This is a genomic window from Rhodohalobacter halophilus, assembly GCF_001715195.1.
GTDB classification, from domain to species: domain Bacteria; phylum Bacteroidota; class Rhodothermia; order Balneolales; family Balneolaceae; genus Rhodohalobacter; species Rhodohalobacter halophilus.
In genome coordinates this window covers 1-17,274 of record NZ_MDWE01000016.1, presented here as the reverse complement: position 1 = coordinate 17,274, position 17,274 = coordinate 1, and the positions used below count along the sequence as shown (strand labels likewise).

At 43.9% G+C, this 17,274-nt stretch carries 13 protein-coding genes and 1 pseudogene; 5 read left to right on the top strand and 9 right to left on the bottom strand.

The features are described 5' to 3' along the window. Positions 1–73: 73 nt before the first annotated feature. The gene (dnaG, locus tag BG260_RS05490; RefSeq protein WP_069130960.1) at positions 74–2,071 is read right to left on the bottom strand and encodes a DNA primase; all 1,998 of its coding nucleotides are present in this window, start codon (positions 2,069–2,071) and stop codon (positions 74–76) included. A gap of 203 nt (positions 2,072–2,274) precedes the next feature. Here dnaG and sucD point away from each other — a divergent pair, with 203 nt between their 5' ends. Continuing rightward, positions 2,275–3,141 (top strand): succinate--CoA ligase subunit alpha, encoded by an 867-nt coding sequence (sucD, locus tag BG260_RS05485; RefSeq protein WP_069130959.1) that lies wholly within the window; start codon positions 2,275–2,277, stop codon positions 3,139–3,141. 199 nt (positions 3,142–3,340) lie between these two features. Here sucD and BG260_RS05480 read toward each other — a convergent pair. Then, positions 3,341–4,509, bottom strand: a pseudogene (locus tag BG260_RS05480) (IS4 family transposase). Positions 4,510–4,667: 158 nt separating this feature from the next. Here BG260_RS05480 and BG260_RS05475 point away from each other — a divergent pair. Both BG260_RS05475 and BG260_RS05470 read left to right on the top strand, forming a co-directional pair. Then, the gene (locus BG260_RS05475) at positions 4,668–5,516 is read left to right on the top strand and encodes a hypothetical protein (protein ID WP_087148684.1); all 849 of its coding nucleotides are present in this window, start codon (positions 4,668–4,670) and stop codon (positions 5,514–5,516) included. A 134-nt stretch (positions 5,517–5,650) separates the two neighbouring features. Beyond that, positions 5,651–5,878: a hypothetical protein gene (locus BG260_RS05470; RefSeq protein ID WP_069130958.1), complete on the top strand. Its 228-nt coding sequence runs from the start codon at positions 5,651–5,653 to the stop codon at positions 5,876–5,878. Positions 5,879–5,893: 15 nt separating this feature from the next. On the opposite strand, the gene BG260_RS05465 is transcribed toward BG260_RS05470, so the two are convergent. From BG260_RS05465 to BG260_RS05455, 3 genes are all read right to left on the bottom strand, one after another. Further along, positions 5,894–6,514 carry a 2OG-Fe(II) oxygenase gene (locus tag BG260_RS05465; protein WP_069130957.1) on the bottom strand — a complete coding sequence of 207 codons (621 nt, stop codon included), beginning with the start codon at positions 6,512–6,514 and terminating at the stop codon, positions 5,894–5,896. A gap of 94 nt (positions 6,515–6,608) precedes the next feature. Beyond that, a complete protein-coding gene (locus BG260_RS05460; RefSeq protein WP_083750112.1) occupies positions 6,609–7,883 on the bottom strand; it encodes a glucose-1-phosphate adenylyltransferase in 1,275 nt (424 codons plus the stop codon). An 11-nt stretch (positions 7,884–7,894) separates the two neighbouring features. Beyond that, positions 7,895–9,331, bottom strand: coding sequence for a glycogen synthase (locus tag BG260_RS05455; protein WP_069130955.1), 1,437 nt, complete (start codon positions 9,329–9,331; stop codon positions 7,895–7,897). A 232-nt stretch (positions 9,332–9,563) separates the two neighbouring features. Here BG260_RS05455 and BG260_RS05450 point away from each other — a divergent pair, with 232 nt between their 5' ends. Beyond that, on the top strand, positions 9,564–10,496 hold the full coding sequence (locus BG260_RS05450) for an ABC transporter ATP-binding protein (protein ID WP_069130954.1): 933 nt from the start codon (positions 9,564–9,566) through the stop codon (positions 10,494–10,496). Beyond that, positions 10,493–11,794, top strand: coding sequence for an ABC transporter permease (locus tag BG260_RS05445; RefSeq protein ID WP_069130953.1), 1,302 nt, complete (start codon positions 10,493–10,495; stop codon positions 11,792–11,794). Before BG260_RS05450 ends, BG260_RS05445 begins: the two co-directional genes overlap by 4 nt. Before the next feature lie 44 nt (positions 11,795–11,838). Here BG260_RS05445 and BG260_RS05440 read toward each other — a convergent pair whose 3' ends face one another. The 4 genes from BG260_RS05440 to BG260_RS05425 form a co-directional block, all read right to left on the bottom strand. After that, on the bottom strand, positions 11,839–14,160 hold the full coding sequence (locus tag BG260_RS05440) for a HEAT repeat domain-containing protein (protein WP_176719438.1): 2,322 nt from the start codon (positions 14,158–14,160) through the stop codon (positions 11,839–11,841). A 1-nt stretch (position 14,161) separates the two neighbouring features. Then, positions 14,162–14,932, bottom strand: coding sequence for a histidinol-phosphatase (gene hisN / locus BG260_RS05435; protein WP_069130951.1), 771 nt, complete (start codon positions 14,930–14,932; stop codon positions 14,162–14,164). A 176-nt stretch (positions 14,933–15,108) separates the two neighbouring features. Next, on the bottom strand, positions 15,109–15,807 hold the full coding sequence (locus BG260_RS05430; RefSeq protein ID WP_069130950.1) for an InlB B-repeat-containing protein: 699 nt from the start codon (positions 15,805–15,807) through the stop codon (positions 15,109–15,111). 6 nt (positions 15,808–15,813) lie between these two features. Continuing rightward, positions 15,814–17,274, bottom strand: a 1,461-nt coding sequence (locus BG260_RS05425; RefSeq protein WP_218089729.1) for a T9SS type A sorting domain-containing protein, incomplete at its 5' end; no start/stop codon positions are given.

Sequence of the window (17,274 nt, the reverse complement as noted above, 5' to 3'; positions counted from 1 at the left end):
TAAATGTTAAGTTTTGAATGCTGGATGATAAATGTATGGCAACTTCTCAAGTCTCAAGCCTCACGACTCATATCTAATTCTCCCCCTTCATCTTATACTCAAATTTACCGGTAAAATTTGATGTGTCATCACTCTTTAAAAATTCCGGATCTTCAAATAGTTCATCGGCTGATATTTTTTGAATGCGAGTAATTTCCTGCTGCAGCTTGGTGATTGTTTTTATCAATTTTGACTTCTCTTCACCGCTAACCTGTTTCAGCCTCTCAGTTACATCTCTTCGTTTGCGTTCAAGGAAGTGGAGCCGCAGGGGCTTCATAGAGTACTTTGCCGTTTTGAATGGATTTCGGTCGCGTTTCACTTCGCTTCCGGTTCTTTTTGCGTGTTTTTCGCTGACAGAATAGCGTTCCAGCATTATGTCTCCAACTAATCCAGGATAGGGCTTCTCCCGGTTTGAATAGTGTTGAACTGATATCTCCTCTTCATTTACATGCCGCACTATAATATCGTTGTAGAACTCTTTTAGTTCCTCATCCTCAAAATGATCCTCGGCAACATTATGTCCAATAAATTTGATCATCTTTTCACCGTACGACAACATCAGCCGGATAATCTCCTTTTCGTAGTGAGGCTTCTTTTTGGGAACAGGTTTAGAATCCCCTGACCATTCCGGTTCAGGTGAAAAATCACCGATTGTATGTGGAACCGGTGCATTTGGGCCCGACTGCTTATCACGCTTGCGGAATTTGCGCTGACTCTTTTTTTCCGCCAATATCTTATCCAGCACCTGAAACAGCTCACGGTCGCTCCCTTTCCTGTATTTCTGTGTCTGTTGGTGTAGATGCTGAACATAGACCTGGCGTTCCAGTTCTTCCGGAATTAACGCGATACTTTCGAGCACCGAGCGAATGGCGGCCGTCCGATCTCCGGGGCTCTCCATCCGCCCCTCCTTCTCCGCTTTATGGATGGAGAATGTGACAAAATCTTCGGCATGCTTTCGTTTATAATCCAGGAACGATTCCCCGCCAAACTGTTTCACAAAAGAGTCGGGATCTTCTCCATCGGGTAACTCCATCAGAAAAACTTCCATACCCTCTTCAAGAGCGATGTTCATACCGCGCTCCATCGCTTTTTGGCCGGCACTGTCTGCATCATAAATCATCACAATCCGTTTGCCATAACGCTGCAGAATATTAATCTGTCCGGATGTAAGTGAGGTTCCGCTGGAAGCCACCACATTTTTTATGCCGTGCTGATGCATGGTAATCACATCAGTATATCCTTCCACCAGAATCACCTCTCCCTCTTTTCGAATCTCATTCTTCGAAAAGTTGACGCCGTAAACAACTTCACTTTTGTTATAGACAATTGTCTGGGAAGAGTTTACATATTTGGCCGCTTTTTTATCCTCATCCAATATTCGGCCGGCAAACGCTATTACCTTACCGGATGGGTTGAAAATCGGGAACATCAGCCTGTCGCGGAAAGTGTCGTAAAATCCATCACCGCGGTTGCTGGGTTTCACCAGATCAGCCTCTGCCAGATACTCTTCCGGAATTCCTTCGCGTGTGGCCTCTTTCAGGAGCTGAGAATTTGCGGGTGCATATCCCAGCCCAAACTTTTTAATAATGGAGTGATCATAACCACGTCTCTTCAGATAATCACGTGCCTTGGCTGCATCCTCATTCTCCTTCAGATGGCGATAGAAAAAGAGGCCGGCATATTTAAGCGCGTGATACACACCCTCCCGCTTTTTGGTTCGTTCATCATCCCCATCCACATGTTCATCGGGAATATCGATTCCGTAGCGATCCGCCAGTGATTTGAGCGCTTCCGGAAATCCTACTCCCTCCATCGCCATCACAAAACTGAACACATCTCCGCTCTCTCCACACCCAAAGCATTTATATATGCCCATACTTGGTGTTACGTGAAAAGAGGGTGTCTTTTCATTGTGAAACGGACAGAGCCCTACAAAGCCGGTGCCGGATTTTTTGAGCTTCACATAGTCGCCTACAATCTCGACAATATCAGCCGTCTCGCGTATTTCCTCTTTTTTACTATCGGTTATCATATCGGGTTAAATAATACAAAATTGATCCGACTAAAAAGATCTCAATTGAGAATTAACTTTCAGTTTAAAACAAAACAGAGAAAGAAATTCGATCCATGAACAACCTTAGATTTGTTGCCAGAGCTCTTGGGAAAATCTGATCAATGATGGTATATTCATGCGTAGATTTATAAATCAAAATATCAAATAAACTAACCTGATTCATGAGTGTATTAGTTGGTAAAGATACCCGGCTGATTGTGCAGGGTTTCACCGGCAGTGAGGGCACATTTCATGCCGGACAAATGATTGAATACGGAACAAATGTAGTGGGTGGAGTAACCCCGGGCAAAGGTGGTCAAAAGCATCTGGACCGACCGGTTTTTAATACCGTTGCCGATTCTGTAGAAAACGAAGGAGCTAACACATCTGTCATTTTTGTACCGCCTCCATTCGCAGCCGATGCGATTATTGAGTCTGCCATTGCGGGAATTAAAGTTATAATTTGTATTACCGAGGGAATCCCGGTTCAGGATATGGTGAAAGCAAAAGCCGTATGCGACCGTCACGGAGCAACTCTGGTCGGGCCAAACTGCCCCGGTTTAATTACACCCGGTGAAGCGAAAGTTGGTATTATGCCGGCTATGATCTTTACCCCGGGTAACGTTGGACTTATTTCCCGATCCGGAACATTGACCTACGAAGCCGTTGACCAGCTTACAAAAATCGGGCTCGGACAGAGTACTGCTATTGGTATTGGCGGAGACCCGGTAATCGGAACCACACACACCGATGCCGTTAAACTTTTCCAGGATGATCCCGATACGGACGCCATTGTACTGATCGGTGAAATTGGCGGTTCTGCCGAAGAAGAGGCGGCTGCCTACATCAAGGAGAATGTGGACAAACCGGTTGTAGCATTTATCGCCGGAAGCACAGCGCCTCCCGGACGACGAATGGGGCACGCTGGTGCTATTATATCCGGTGGAAAAGGAGGTGCGGACGACAAGAAGAAAGCACTGAAAGATGCCGGAGTAACCGTAGCAGAAAGCCCTGCAGAAATTGGTGAGACATTGAAGGGAATTTTATAATTCTAGTCAATTTTCACACTTTTTTAAAAAGCCGCTCTGTTCTGCAGAGTGGCTTTTTTTATTGCCCCACCTGTCTGAAATTTTTATGTACCTCCCATTAGTGGAAACCCTGCTTTAAAACTGTAGTATGAGTAGATATTAACAAACCCTCATGCCGATGAAAACTACAATTTCTATACTCAATACCAGTAGTGTCCGGTTAAAAGTCGAAGAGCCCCAATTGGTTACGTAATTGGGGGTCAAATTCTGTGAGTTGTTCATCGGAAAATAGCTGTTTAAGCGTCATACGGTCCAATATCGCGACGCTGAGAACTTGCATCATCGTGTGCATTTTGACGTTAAATTGATTTGTTCTTTGAGTTATTAAAATGATCAGGTAACTGCAGATCGCAGTCCAGATCTGGGTTTTTACTGCATTCACCGATTGGCCGTAGAAAGATTTAATTCGAAGGTGCTGTTTTATCCATTTGAAGAACAGTTCGATTTGCCAGCGGCTTTTATAGTACTGGCAGATCGTCTCGGCACTGCACGTTTTCATGTTCGTCAGAAGAATAATGTTTTGATCGTTTTCGGTGTCGATCAAACGAATACGGCGAAGTGGCTCAGGATATTTTTTCTTGGGCTTTGCTCCTGTTAATCGAATGAGTTGATCGCATTGGAGGCCTTGACTTCGATCAACCGGAGTGGAACTTTTGCGATAAAACTGAAGGTTCTTACGGGATCGGATGACAAAGCGGCCACCAGATTAATGCAGATCATACAGTCGCTGGAAATCCAAATATCCACGATCCATGATGTAAATACTCCCGGCCATTATTGGGATCATATCCAGGACCTTCACATCGTGGGTGCGACCGTCGGAAATATGGATAAATGTGGGTATAGAACCCTCCAGGCCCATTAATGTGTGGAGTTTGATCGCGGCTTTACGGGAGCGAAACTCGGCCCACGGGAACAGCGACAAACACAAATCGATGGTGGTGGAATCAAGGGCATAAATGGAATCCCTCGCCCGTTCCAACTCACTCTGATCACTGACAACCTTGCGAGCCTGATCGATCAGCACCATGGCCAAATCCTGATAGATCTGCCAGGGTCGACTATTATTGGCATCAGCAAATGTAGATAATGGGACCTTATGCTTGATACCCATGTGATAGCGGCGCGAATCCAGGGCATTGAGGGTCGAAGTCAAGTCCCTCAGACTTTCCCGAAAGGTGAGTTGACGAAACACAAGCAAAGAAGTTGATCCCAGCATGTAAAGCGACGCACACGATAATTACCATTGTGACGGTCAACGATTTTTCGAAATTTGTATTTGGGAATGACATCCATAAGTTGTGAAAAAATAAGTCGGCCAGTGTACATGATTTTATATATCGATCTATAATTGAGCACCGCAGTTACTGGCAAACTACGAGTTCAAGTCGATAAAAATTTTAACAATACTTATTACACTGTACAACAATGAGTTACAAGAATTTAGAATTTGCTTAACCGGACACTACTGACTCAATACTTCTTCAATGCTAATCTTTCTGTTTTCCGCATGTGAACCCATAGAGTCACCGCAATCAGCTAATGAACCAGAAACCAATACTCCATCATCCACCCAAATTGGAAATGATGAAACAGACGACCTTTCTGAAATCTACTATCTTATCCTGGACGAAGACGCCATCAACAACGGAGACCGTTACTGGCCCGGAAACGAAACCAATCTGAACGCGGACAATATCCGATCTTTCAGTGACACTGAAGTAAACGACGATCTTTCTGATCTGGCACGCAGAAATCAGCTGCGCTATTTCGGTAACAATATCAGCGAAACCATCTGGCTTTGGAGCGGTCAAGTCGGTGATGAAGGGTGGCACGCTCCTAAAACCATTCCAAACCGGTGGACAGAAGCCGGACCCACTGACAGCGGCTTGCGAAACTATCTCGGCAATCCTTCTCAACCCTACCCTCATAATGTCGGGCAGGGCCTTGGAACCGGAGACAGCCCGGAAGTGCGGCTTGATGAAATCCCGAATGTGATTCCGCTCCGTGCAGAAGGCCTATATGGCCTGATCGGAAAAACGGTTTGTGCTGTAGTTTACGACAGCGACGTAAGTACCAATTACAGCCCGATTGAAGCAAATTTACAGGGGGAAAATTTAGGTACAGTCGCGTTTAGTGTAAAAGATGTGAAGTACTTATCTGATTTCTCCACTGGCACACTTCCCGCGGTACAAATAAAAATACTGAATGCGGATATTCTTTGTGAGGAGTCTCTTGAGCTATATCATGGTGCTCCGGAACCCTCGAGTTCATCTGAGCCTTACGATGTAAAACCCAATGATTCATCGGATAATAACGGCTATAAATGGAGTTGAAATAGAAATCACGAAACATCTATTTTTGAGGCTTCCAATTTTTGGGTATTGGAAGCCTTTTTTGGGAACAAACTGCTCTTCTTTGAGTAGTCAATTCTGTAACAATCACTCTACTTTAAATAATTAATTCTGGAATGAAAACGATACTTACAAGTATCTCACTTCTACTCTTATCTATTTTATTGGTTATCGGCTGCGAGGTGCTCGAAGACTCTATTGAAAAACAGGAAGAAGTAACAATTGAACAGTCGACAGAAATATCTGATGGTTCAGACACTCACATTGAAGCAGTTCTCTCTGATACCGAAACGCCTTCAATCCGGAAAGAGGAGAGAGAAAAACAGGAAGAGAAAGACTCCTGAAACCTTTCCTCTCACTTATAAAATATACCCGACTGATTCCGGCTTGTGAAGAAGCCATCCCGTTAAACTGTATCGTGACACATTGGTTTTCAGAACTTCATGTTCTATTACATCGCTCTTAAAGAGAAGTAATCGTCGGGCAACGGGTTCCACAAGAATTTCTTCTTGTTCTTTGTAGATCACCAGCTCACCGCCATCTCCTTTTTTCCAATTCTCGTTAAGATAAATCAAAACGGTTATTTGCCGATTTGACCGCTCATTAAATTGATCTAAATGCCGGTCATAATGGGAACCCTCCGGATATTTTGCGATATGAAATTCTGAACCGGATAGGCTCAGAAAACAGAACCTTCTCAATTTTTCGATCAATTCATTTTTCAGGTCAAAAAAACCACTTATTTCCACGTCTCTCTCCTCATCAAGCCAATAGATAAAATCTCCGCGAACAGATGACTTGATCTGAAATTCACCGGAAGCCCCAATCCCGGCTTTCTTGAGTCGATCGCTCTTTTCAGCATTTGAAAAGAAAGCCATAATCTGACGGTAGAGGTCACCTGAAAGAAAATCATCGACAACTACATGGTCATCCTCCGCAAGGCGATCAAACCACTCAATCCACTGTTCATCTGAATACATAACCCGAATAATTTTTAAATGAAATAAATCTGTAATAAAGTTTCAAAAATTAAGCAGTTCCAGATAAATTGTGAATAGATACAGAAAAAATATTTTACTGAATACTGTATCCGTCAGGAATTACAGTGCCTTTAGGAATAATCACGATGCCATCTACCACGTGATATTTATCATACTCTCCATCCTCCAGATGCGTACCGCCAACAATTCGAACATCATTCCCAATTCGAACATTTTTATCCACAATGGCGCGGCTGATATAGCATCTCTGACCGATTCCCATGAGCGGCATTTCGCTGCTCTGTTTATTCAGGTCATCGGGCGTTGGGAAGTTATCATTACCCATCACAATAGAGTGCTCGATGGTTGTACCCTTTCCAATTCTGGACCGAATTCCTATCACAGACCTCTCTATCCTGCTCGCCTCAATGATACACCCCTCAGCAATAATCACATATTCAAGTGAGGTGCCTGTCAGTTTAGACGTTGGCAGCAGACGTGCACGTGTGAAGATTTGCCGTTCATTATCGTACAGATTAAACTTCGGCAAGGTTTCTGTAAGAGCAAGATTCGCTTCAAAAAAAGAGGCAATTGTTCCGATATCGGTCCAGTAACCAATATATGGGTAACTGTTCACCTTTGCCCCCTCATCGATCGCTTTGGGAATGATCTCCTTACCAAAGTCTGTTGCATCCGGATTTTCATTAAACAACCGAATCAGATCTTCCTTGTTGAATACGTAAATACCCATGGATGCCAGGTAAACCTTCCCCTCCTTTTCAAGCTTTGAGCCGGTTTCAGATGACCATTTCGAAAGCTCATCTTTTGAAGGTTTCTCAACAAACGAGTCGATCATTCCGTCTTCATTGGTCTTCATAATCCCAAAGCCGGGAGCATCATTGGCATCTACCGGAATGGTTGCTACGGTAAGATTGGCTCCGTTCTCTTTATGATCCCGGATCAGTTTATCGTAATCCATTTGATATAGCTGATCGCCGGAAAGTATCAGTACATGTTCATATTCGTGATTAGCCAGATGGTGAATTGACTGTCTCACGGCATCGGCCGTCCCCTGAAACCAATTGCTGCTCTTGGGAGTTTGTTCAGCTGCCAGAATATCCACAAATCCATGAGAGAATAGATCAAAATTGTAGGTATTCTTGATATGACGATTCAGAGATGCAGAGTTGAATTGCGTTAATACAAAAATTCTGCGTATCCCTGAGTTCAGACAGTTCGAAATGGGAATGTCTACCAGACGGTATTTACCCGCCACCGGAACGGCAGGCTTACTTCTGTGATACGTTAGCGGATGAAGCCGGGTGCCTCTTCCCCCTCCAAGAATTATGGCTATTGTTGAACTGCTCATAATATACCCCGTTAAGATTTAATCAATGAATTGTAGAGCGATATGTACTTCTCTGTTGAACGTCTCCAGGAATAATCCAGCGACATCACTTTTTCTACCTTCTTTTTAAATAACGCTTTTTCGGCAAATAGTTCTACTCCGCGCTCAACTGCCCTGTATGCATCCCCAACGGAAAATTCATCGAATACAATCCCATATCCCGATTTTTCATGTAAATCCTTCACCGTGTCAGCAAGTCCGCCGGTTTTCCTCACTACCGGTATGGTGCCATAGCGCATGGCGTAGAGCTGGTTTAACCCGCATGGTTCAACACGTGACGGCATCAACAAAAAATCGCTGCCTGCATAAATTTGATGAGCCAATTGTTCATTGTATTCAAGTCGTGTGTCAAAATAACCGAAATGCTCATCACTCAGTTTATCAAACACTTCGTGGAGAGAAGGATCTCCGGTTCCTAACACAATAAATGATGCATCAACGCCCTCTTCACTACACTTTTGAATGAGCGATGGCAGAAGATCAGCCCCCTTTTCTCGAACCAGCCGCCCGATAAATGAGAAAACAGGAGACTTCGGATCAACTTCGAACTCGTTGCATAGAATCTTCTTATTTTTTGACTTTCCTGTTTTTGAACTCTTTTTCGAGTAGTTATGCCCGATATATTGATCCGTTTCTGGGTTCCATACATCGCTGTCAATTCCGTTCACAATACCTATGGTCTTCTCCTTTTCGTGACGAAGCAACTGCTCCAGCCCATGACAATACTCCAGTAACTCCTCCATGTACCCTTCCGAAACCGTTGTAACACTCCACGCGGTTTTAATTCCGGCAGCCAGGGAGTTCAGAGCTCCATCCCAATCCAGTAAACCAATGTTTTCCAAATTAAATGCCGGTAAAAGATCATAATCGTCCCTGCTGTATCGTCCCTGGTACTCTCCGTTGTGAATGGTCAGAATTGAGGGAGTTTCTCTGAAATTCTCAAACCGAAAGGCTTGTCCCATCATAAAAGGAATGAGCGCCGTGTGATGATCATGACTATGAATGATATCCGGTTTGAAGTCTTCGATTTTAAGCCATTCGAGTGCGGCCACCTGATAGCTGATAAATCGCTCTTTTTCATCCCAGTAGGCGTGTCCCGACCACGGATCGATATAGATACCCGGCCGGTCAAATCTTCCGGGTATATCGATAACATACAGGTCAAAATCCTTAGAGTCATCTACTTTATACACCCGGAAGGCAAATGGCTCAACGCCGAGCGGAGCCTGACCTTCATAGACAAGGCTTTTTTCAGCATCTCTCAGTCTTTCATTGTAATAATACGGTAGGATCACCATGGCCTGATGTCTGCTTTGATTCAGATATTTCGGCAGTGCTCCTACTACATCTCCCAGCCCTCCGGCTTTGGCATAAGGGTAACACTCGGCAGAAATGTGAACTATATTCATTGAAACTTATCTATAGATGATTCGTAATCGTTACTCGAAGGATTTAGTATGCCTCCATTAGATTATTGAGTTAAGAAATTTATTGATGACCTGCAACGAACAGCACATCATCAAACCAATAATTTTACCGAACATTATGGGCATAGAGCACTTTTTAAATTTCATTCTTTATAGATTTTAGAGTATCCTTTGTGCTGTCATCTAATTAAAACAATCTTTTAAAGAGAACCAGATGAGTGTAACAATATCTGTAGACGGCGTCTCTAAACGATTTGGGGAGACACAGGCTGTAAATAATGTCTCATTCGATGTGGAAAAAGGGCGAATTTTCGGCCTTCTCGGCCCCAACGGTGCTGGTAAAACCACAACCATCAGAATGATCAATTACATCACCCTGCAGGATGAGGGGAAAATTACGATTAATGATCTCCCCGTAAGCCCCAAAACCCAAAAGATGATTGGATATATGCCCGAAGAGAGAGGGCTCTATAAAAAAATGAAAGTGGGTGAACAGCTGATGTATCTCGCTCAACTAAAAGGGATGAACAAGACGGACGCCAGGGAAAAAATAAAGTACTGGCTAAACCGGTTTAATGCCTACGACTGGCACTCCAAAGTAGTTGGGGAACTCTCCAAAGGGATGAGTCAAAAAATTCAGTTTATCTCAACAATCGTTCACAATCCGGAAATTTACATTTTTGATGAACCGTTTAGCGGACTCGATCCCATCAACAGTGAGCTTTTAAAAGAGATTATCATTGAACTGAAAGATCAGGGGAATACCATCCTCTTTTCTACACACCGAATGGAGCAGGTTGAACAGATGTGTGATGATATCTGCCTCTTTAACAACGGGAAAGTGGTGCTGACCGGAAATCTCAGAAAGATTAAAAAAGATTTTGGCAAGAATACCGTACTGCTTGAATTCCAGGGAGACGGAAGTTTTCTGGATGAGCTGGAGGATGTTCGAATCAATAATCGATCAACCAACTTCGCTGAGATACGAATTTTAAATGGATTAAATGCTCAGGAGATTTTGAAAAAAGCGATGCAAAATGTGGAAATTCACAAATTTCAGCTTGTAGAGCCTTCACTAAATGAAATTTTCATATCTACGGTAGGCGAAGATAACATCAAAAAGCAGCAGGAGGCCGAACTCTCATGAATTGGCGACAAACGTATTTAGTCTTAAAAAGAGAATATCTGACCCGTGTAAAAAGTAAAGGGTTTATCTGGGCTACCATTCTGGTTCCGGTCGGGTTTGCCGTTTTGATTGGTGTGGGGATCTTCATCGCCGCATGGGACAGTGAAATCGACTACACAATCGGCGTATTTGATGAATCCGGGCTGATTATAGAGAATCTGCAGGAAATTGATGAAACTCGCTATCAGGACTATTCAGACTTGCCGGTAGACACTCTGCGTGCAATGGTGCAGAGAGAAGAGATCACGGGCTATGTTTTGGTCAACGATTCACACATTACCGGTGAACAAAACCTGGAACTGATCTACAGCGGCAGCGGCGGACTTCAGCTTTTGACAGCCGTCCGCTCCGATTTCAGAGAATCGATCCGACAGGAACGACTCCGGCGTGAAAACGTGAGTGAGGATATCAGAAATATTTTTGAAAGTTCCGTAACCATTGATTCAAGACGTTTAAGCCGGGAAGGTGAAGAAACCGACGACGATACCGAGTTTCTCTCCGTAGTGGGTATGTTTATGGGATTGATCATTTTTGGTGCCATTTTTGGTTATGGTGGTTACATAATGCGCGGTGTTATTGAAGAGAAAACCAATCGGATTATCGAGGTGATTGCCTCATCCGTCAAACCGATAGAGCTTCTGACCGGTAAAATGGCCGGTGTGGGTGCAATTGCCATTACCCAGTTCGGGATCTGGATACTCGCATTTACAGGACTGTCGGCCATTGCAGGCCCCGTGGCGTCCTCCATTATCGGGGAGAGCGCTTCAGCAACTCAAATGCCGAATGGTATGGAACAGGCCAATCAGGAACTTCCGGCCATCCTGGATATTCCAACACTGGAAACATCTCTCATTATCTACTTTGTAATTTTCTTCTTCCTCGGTTACCTGCTGTTCAGCTCACTGTTTGCAGCTATTGGATCGGCTGCCGATTCCGAAACAGATACGCAACAACTGATGTTGCCAATTTCTGCGCCTATATTTATTGCATATATCATCATGTTTCATACCATGCAGAGTCCGGACAGTACGCTCTCGGTGGTTGGATCACTGATTCCTTTTTTCTCTCCGATTTTGATGATTACCCGAATTGCAATTACAGAGGTTCCGTTCTGGCAAACATCCACGGCCATACTATTGATGCTCCTCTCCTTTGTTGGAACCATGTGGCTGAGTGCGAAAATATACCAGGTGGGAATATTAAGCTATGGCAAAACAGCTACTTTTAAAGATCTTGCAAAGTGGATCAAACAGTCTTAAAACAGTTTAAAAGCCCGGTGACTCAGTCATTGGGCTTTTTTTCTCTACAGACTGTTTAGTGATCTCCTTACCCGTTCATCATACTCATCAGCTTCTCGTCGTTCAATCCATTCCGATTGAAAACTACTGCCGGTTCGATTCAATGCTTCCAAGGACCTAACACGGATTCTGGGATCACGATCCTGAAGCAGTGAAGGCAGACGATTCTCCCAGCCCTCTCTGGACTGATCCAGATTGAGTACAAGCTGCAAAATTTCCTGCCTTACCGTAAAGGGAAAGCCTTCCGCTAAAAATGTGGACGCATACCGAACCGCAGCCTCTTCTTCACCTTTCTCGGCCAGCAGTCTAAGTATGAGCGGTACATCATAAAGAGCTGATTCTCTTGTGATCAGATCTTCTGCCAGAACTTTAAATCGATCCGGGTTTGTAGTCTCATTCAGGGATCGAATGGCAGCCGTTCGGAGCTCACCATTTTCTGTTTGATTTGCTACCGAACGAAGACGGCTGACTACCCGATCGTTTTCACTAAAATGGGCCAGAGCTTCAACAGCAGCCAGTTGCACTTCAGCTGAGTAGTTTGAAGAAAGGTGACTGATAAACGTTTCATCCGTACCGGTGGCTCCCATTGTTACTGCTGATAGAGTTCGAAGCAATTCGGCATACACATCCTGATTCTCTTCTCCTCGCATTTGATCACGGATGGCAAGCTGCAGATCCGGATTGTCGGAATATCTTGCCAATGACCGGGCCGCCTCTTTTCTATCTCTGATTTCCTCTCCGTTTCGAAGCTGATAAATCCAGAACTCAAACGGCTTTTTTGTTTCAAGAGTGATGTCATCTCTTCCAAGAACAGTGAAACGAATATTTTCTGTAGCAGCCGAAGTGTTCAAAACGATTGTATCGTCTGAACCCGTAAATGTAATCTCACTCTGCTTTTGATCCTGAAATGTGATCTCATCAACCTGAACGGTTACCAGTTCGTTAAGAGGCTCACCAATCGCACGAAAATGAATCGTCATATTTTGATCCTGCTCATTATGAGTCAATTCCGCTTCGTAAAGATATTCTACCGGCTCTTCTTCCCTTACTTCCGGTAATTCAAGTTTTTCGAAATAGGGAACTCCGGAATCTCTATAAATAGAACCAGCCAGATCATTCCATGTAACAACTCCACCGGTTTCATTCAATAACGTATTCATAACTCTTTCAAATCGTCCGGCAAAGGTTGAAAACGAATCCTGTTCCAACCCGTATCGCCAGACAGATTCCATCGATCCGTCAAATACATGATAAGGGACCGGTGTCTCTTCTGTTATATAATCCAAATCAAACAGGTCAGAGTTGACGTAAGCTTGCATAGCCAGCACAGCGTTTGCATCCTGCCACTGTTCAGCCCGGATATGTGACCCGACCCAGAGTCCGGTCATGCTTCGATAGAGCTGCTCTTTGAGATCTCCCCGGCTTTCATATAAATAGATTACACCCGCACCGTAAGATTTTGTCTCCCAGTAATCATCATCCAGTATGATGATTGACAAATCCCTAAATGGGTATCCGATTCCGAGTGAGTTGTAAAGTTTTTCATATGCATCCACAGCTGTGTGCAGAATGTCATCCGTGTTTATTGCGGAGTTTTCCGAATAGATATAAATGTGGTTATCAGACCGACGCTCAAACAATCTGGAAGCTGAACCGGAACCCCTGCTGCTTTGAGTAGAGGCAACCAGTTCAACATCACCAAGTGCAAATGTGAGATCCACCGGCGATATCGGTTTGTTAGATGAATAGATGGTTACTTCTTCAGAAACACTTTCAATATCACGGGATGATTGTCTGCCATTAGAAATCAGTGTTTTTCCGGAAGGATGTGTGAAAATCATTTCGGTAGTAAACTGTACTCTGGGGTGGTCGACCACGGGCAGCCAGTGGGATGTTGTTTTGGGGAGAAGTGAGCTAAAAAACGTCCCCTTTGCTGTTTGATTTAGACCAAACATGGGAGATACTCTATACTGAACACGAAGTGAAAGCTCCTCCCCTTGTGTGAAAGAATCAGCAACCGGTATGATTAGTTTATCGGACTCGATATAAAAATCTGCACTCTCTCCTTCTAATACCAGGCTCAGGATTTCAATTTCTCTTGCATCGAAAACCAGAGAATCAGATCGGTTATCTTTTAATGTCAATAAGTAGAGCAAATCCCCCTCAATCACCCCTGTTTCGCTAATTGTGATCTCTGCGTCCAGATGACTGATTTCGAACGGTTGATAGGGATAAGACTCGTAGTCCCAGTTTTGTGACTGTACAGCAGAATAGATTCCAAGGTTAAAAAGCAATGCCGAACAAAGTAGAAAGAACTGTTTTCTCATCTTAATCATTAAATATTGAAAGAATTTGAGGTAGCAGAATTGGGTTTGTTGAAAGTCCGTTACCGGTATCTATTGATTGGTGTCCCATCAGGTCGGTGTATGCCCCGCCGGATTCACTTACTATGGGTAGTAACGCCGCTGCATCCCAAATATTTAAAATAGGATCGATCATGATGTCTGCCCGACCTGCAGCTACCATCATGTGGCCGTAGGCATCACCCCAGGTTCTGTGAATCCGAGTTCTGTTTAAAAGTTCCGAAAAAGACCTGCCAAAACCGTACTGCTCAAATGTTGTCACCTCCGTTGAAAGAAATGTAGCTTTAGAGAGGTCTTCACACGCTCTTACATTCGTTTTCTTGCCATTCAGTGTGCAACCGTGGCCAATGGCTGCTGACATCATTTCATCCAGTGCAGGTGCATAAATCACACCTACTTTCGGTTGATTACGGATCAAAATCCCGATTAATGTGGTATAGAAAGGCACGCCGTGAATAAAAGATTGTGTGCCGTCAATCGGATCGAGTACCCAGACTACATCACTGTCCGTATTCTCCTCTCCAAACTCTTCCCCGATAATTCCATGTTCGGGAAATTGGTTGTTAATCAAATCTCTGATGATTCGTTCAGCTGTACGATCGGCATTGGTAACAGGGGAATCATCCTCCTTAAACTCCAGCTCAAACGATTTTTTAAAGTATTGAAGTGTGGAATCGCCACCTTTTCTGGCAAACGATTCTGCGTAATTACGAAGTTCCTGCAGTGACTCAGACATTGATATCTATCCATTTATACGCAAAACAAACTGCGCGTTTCTATCCAATGGAAAGATAGTTATTTATAGAGCCATTCTCTTGTGATTTCTAAACCGGAACGTTGAAAAGATGATAGACGTGTCAGAAGTAATAAATGAATGGCTTAACTAAGGTTGATCGTATCAGGAGTAACTTTCTATTTTTTGAAATAGATATAAACCTGAGTCGGTGAAGTCACTTCAATGGATACACTGTCCTCCTCATTCATATCAAGGGTGAACGTTTCATCGGCATCCGTTAAATAGAGATTTCCATCAAAATAGCCGTCGTTCATCTGCCAGTTTAAACTAACTTTACTATTCTCTCCCGGCTCTACATTCAATACCCATTCAACACTTGATGAGACGGAATTTCTGAAATCGTGAAACAGTTTTCGTTCATCATTATCGAACCAGGCAAAGAGGGAGTTGGGAGCTGCGCTTGGCGGAGCTTCAAGGTCAATACCTGAATCAAACACATCCGTTGCGCCGCTTACCTGTCCAAATGCCAGGTCCACCGCTGATTGCCCGTCACTCATTTCCAGATCAATCCGGTAGTTGTTACTCATTACCCTAAAGTTGGCAATAAGATTCAAATCATCCTCCAACTCCATTACTAATGGATTTTCATCAGATTCCACATCACCGCTCCAGTTTTCAAACTGCCAGCCATCGTTGGGTACGGCCAGAAATTCGGCGGTATTCCCAACTTCATCACCTCCACTGCTCAAAACGGTTCCCGCCGTAGACGGTACAGCATTCACGTTGATGTTCACACGATCACCCGATGATGAGATTTCACCACAACCGCTCAATACAATTGAAAAGAGTAAAATTTTAATCAGAGAGTATTTCATAATCTTCTACTTAACCAATGTCATTTTTCTGATGTCGACCACGTTGCCCGCAGTAAACCTAATGATGTAAAGACCAGATGCCAGATTTCTCCCATCAAATTCCACACTGTGCTGACCGGAAAGCTGAACATTGTTTGCCAGCATTTTTACCCTTCGCCCAATCACATCATACACCTCAATCATTACGTGGGTCTGCTCCCGAAGCTGATATTGAATCGTTGTTGTCGGGTTGAATGGGTTCGGGTAGTTAGGCATCAGCTGATTTTCAGAGACCACATCATCCGGATGAACCAGCTCCACACTTAATCTGTCATACTCTTCCGTAATTTGATCACTCTGGCCGGGTAGCAGATCAAATGAACGCTTCTCCCCCTCCTTTTCTGCATGAATACGAATGGCAAATTGATGCATCTCATCAATCTCATCCAGGGAAACTCGTATGGGATATTGATCCGAATCAATGATCAACTCAGTCGGCTGATTGTTAATCAGCTTTGTATGACTTCTGGTACGAACATCGAGCATCGGTTCGGGCGAAACAGGCGGCAGATAGTACCGAGTTTGCTCCGATTGATCCATGTAGATATTGCTTACATACACTTCGGCAGCTCGGCCTTCATTTGAAAAACGAAGTACCGGAAGAACCGTGTCGTCTAAAATCTTCTGATCTGCTAAGACATGATCACTAGCCGCAGGAGGAGAATTTTGGATGGTCATCGTGACATTTCCGTTATCGGATGCGTACATCCAGTGCCCTGCGCCGGGAATGATATCCTCTGTTTCAGTATAGCTATTTCCTTTATACAGATAGACCGGTGTGTTTGTTAAAATGTCATCCGGGTCTGAAATTGTACCTACATCCACATCATCAGACAAGCTTCCGATCAAATTCCACCCACGATTCAGCTCAATGGTAAGGCTGTCAGCACCCTCCCCTGCAACCGGCATCAATTCATCTTCATACGACCGGGTTTTGACCCAATATCCCTTACCGGATTCCAGCGAACTGCTCAGTTCATATCTGTCGGTAAAATTATAAATGGTTGCAAGCTCCATTTCTGCCGTACCCGTTTTTACCGGAATACTGACAAGCTGCCATTCCTTAGAGGCAATGAAATTGGTATTTACAAACGTTTTGATGTTTGAAATTTCACTCTCTTCCCCATTTCTGTTTACGGCAGTCATTGCATAGCTGGATGTACCCGACAGTGGGTTAGAATCGATGTAAGATCGTGAGGTCACATCAGTCTCATTTACAATTGACATGTTGTCGATTGAACTGCCTCTATAAATTCTAAATCCGATAATATATTCAGTGGTTGAAACTGTCCATTCCAACTGTGCGGATCCATCTGTTGCCTCAATGGCAACAAGTTGAGGTGCATTCGGAATTCCGTCCTCCGCTTCAAATACTATCTCAGGCTGATCTAAAAGCAGAATATCATCCACAGTGATTGAAACTATTAT

Excerpts from the sequence above, each read along its gene's own strand:
- dnaG (WP_069130960.1), bottom strand. The coding sequence starts at position 2,071 with ATGATAACCGATAGTAAAAAAGAGGAAATACGCGAGACGGCTGATATT.
- sucD (WP_069130959.1), top strand. The coding sequence starts at position 2,275 with ATGAGTGTATTAGTTGGTAAAGATACCCGGCTGATTGTGCAGGGTTTC.
- BG260_RS05475 (WP_087148684.1), top strand. The coding sequence starts at position 4,668 with ATGCTAATCTTTCTGTTTTCCGCATGTGAACCCATAGAGTCACCGCAA.
- BG260_RS05470 (WP_069130958.1), top strand. The coding sequence starts at position 5,651 with ATGAAAACGATACTTACAAGTATCTCACTTCTACTCTTATCTATTTTA.
- BG260_RS05465 (WP_069130957.1), bottom strand. The coding sequence starts at position 6,514 with ATGTATTCAGATGAACAGTGGATTGAGTGGTTTGATCGCCTTGCGGAG.
- BG260_RS05460 (WP_083750112.1), bottom strand. The coding sequence starts at position 7,883 with ATGAGCAGTTCAACAATAGCCATAATTCTTGGAGGGGGAAGAGGCACC.
- BG260_RS05455 (WP_069130955.1), bottom strand. The coding sequence starts at position 9,331 with ATGAATATAGTTCACATTTCTGCCGAGTGTTACCCTTATGCCAAAGCC.
- BG260_RS05450 (WP_069130954.1), top strand. The coding sequence starts at position 9,564 with ATGAGTGTAACAATATCTGTAGACGGCGTCTCTAAACGATTTGGGGAG.
- BG260_RS05445 (WP_069130953.1), top strand. The coding sequence starts at position 10,493 with ATGAATTGGCGACAAACGTATTTAGTCTTAAAAAGAGAATATCTGACC.
- BG260_RS05440 (WP_176719438.1), bottom strand. The coding sequence starts at position 14,160 with ATGAGAAAACAGTTCTTTCTACTTTGTTCGGCATTGCTTTTTAACCTT.
- hisN (WP_069130951.1), bottom strand. The coding sequence starts at position 14,932 with ATGTCTGAGTCACTGCAGGAACTTCGTAATTACGCAGAATCGTTTGCC.
- BG260_RS05430 (WP_069130950.1), bottom strand. The coding sequence starts at position 15,807 with ATGAAATACTCTCTGATTAAAATTTTACTCTTTTCAATTGTATTGAGC.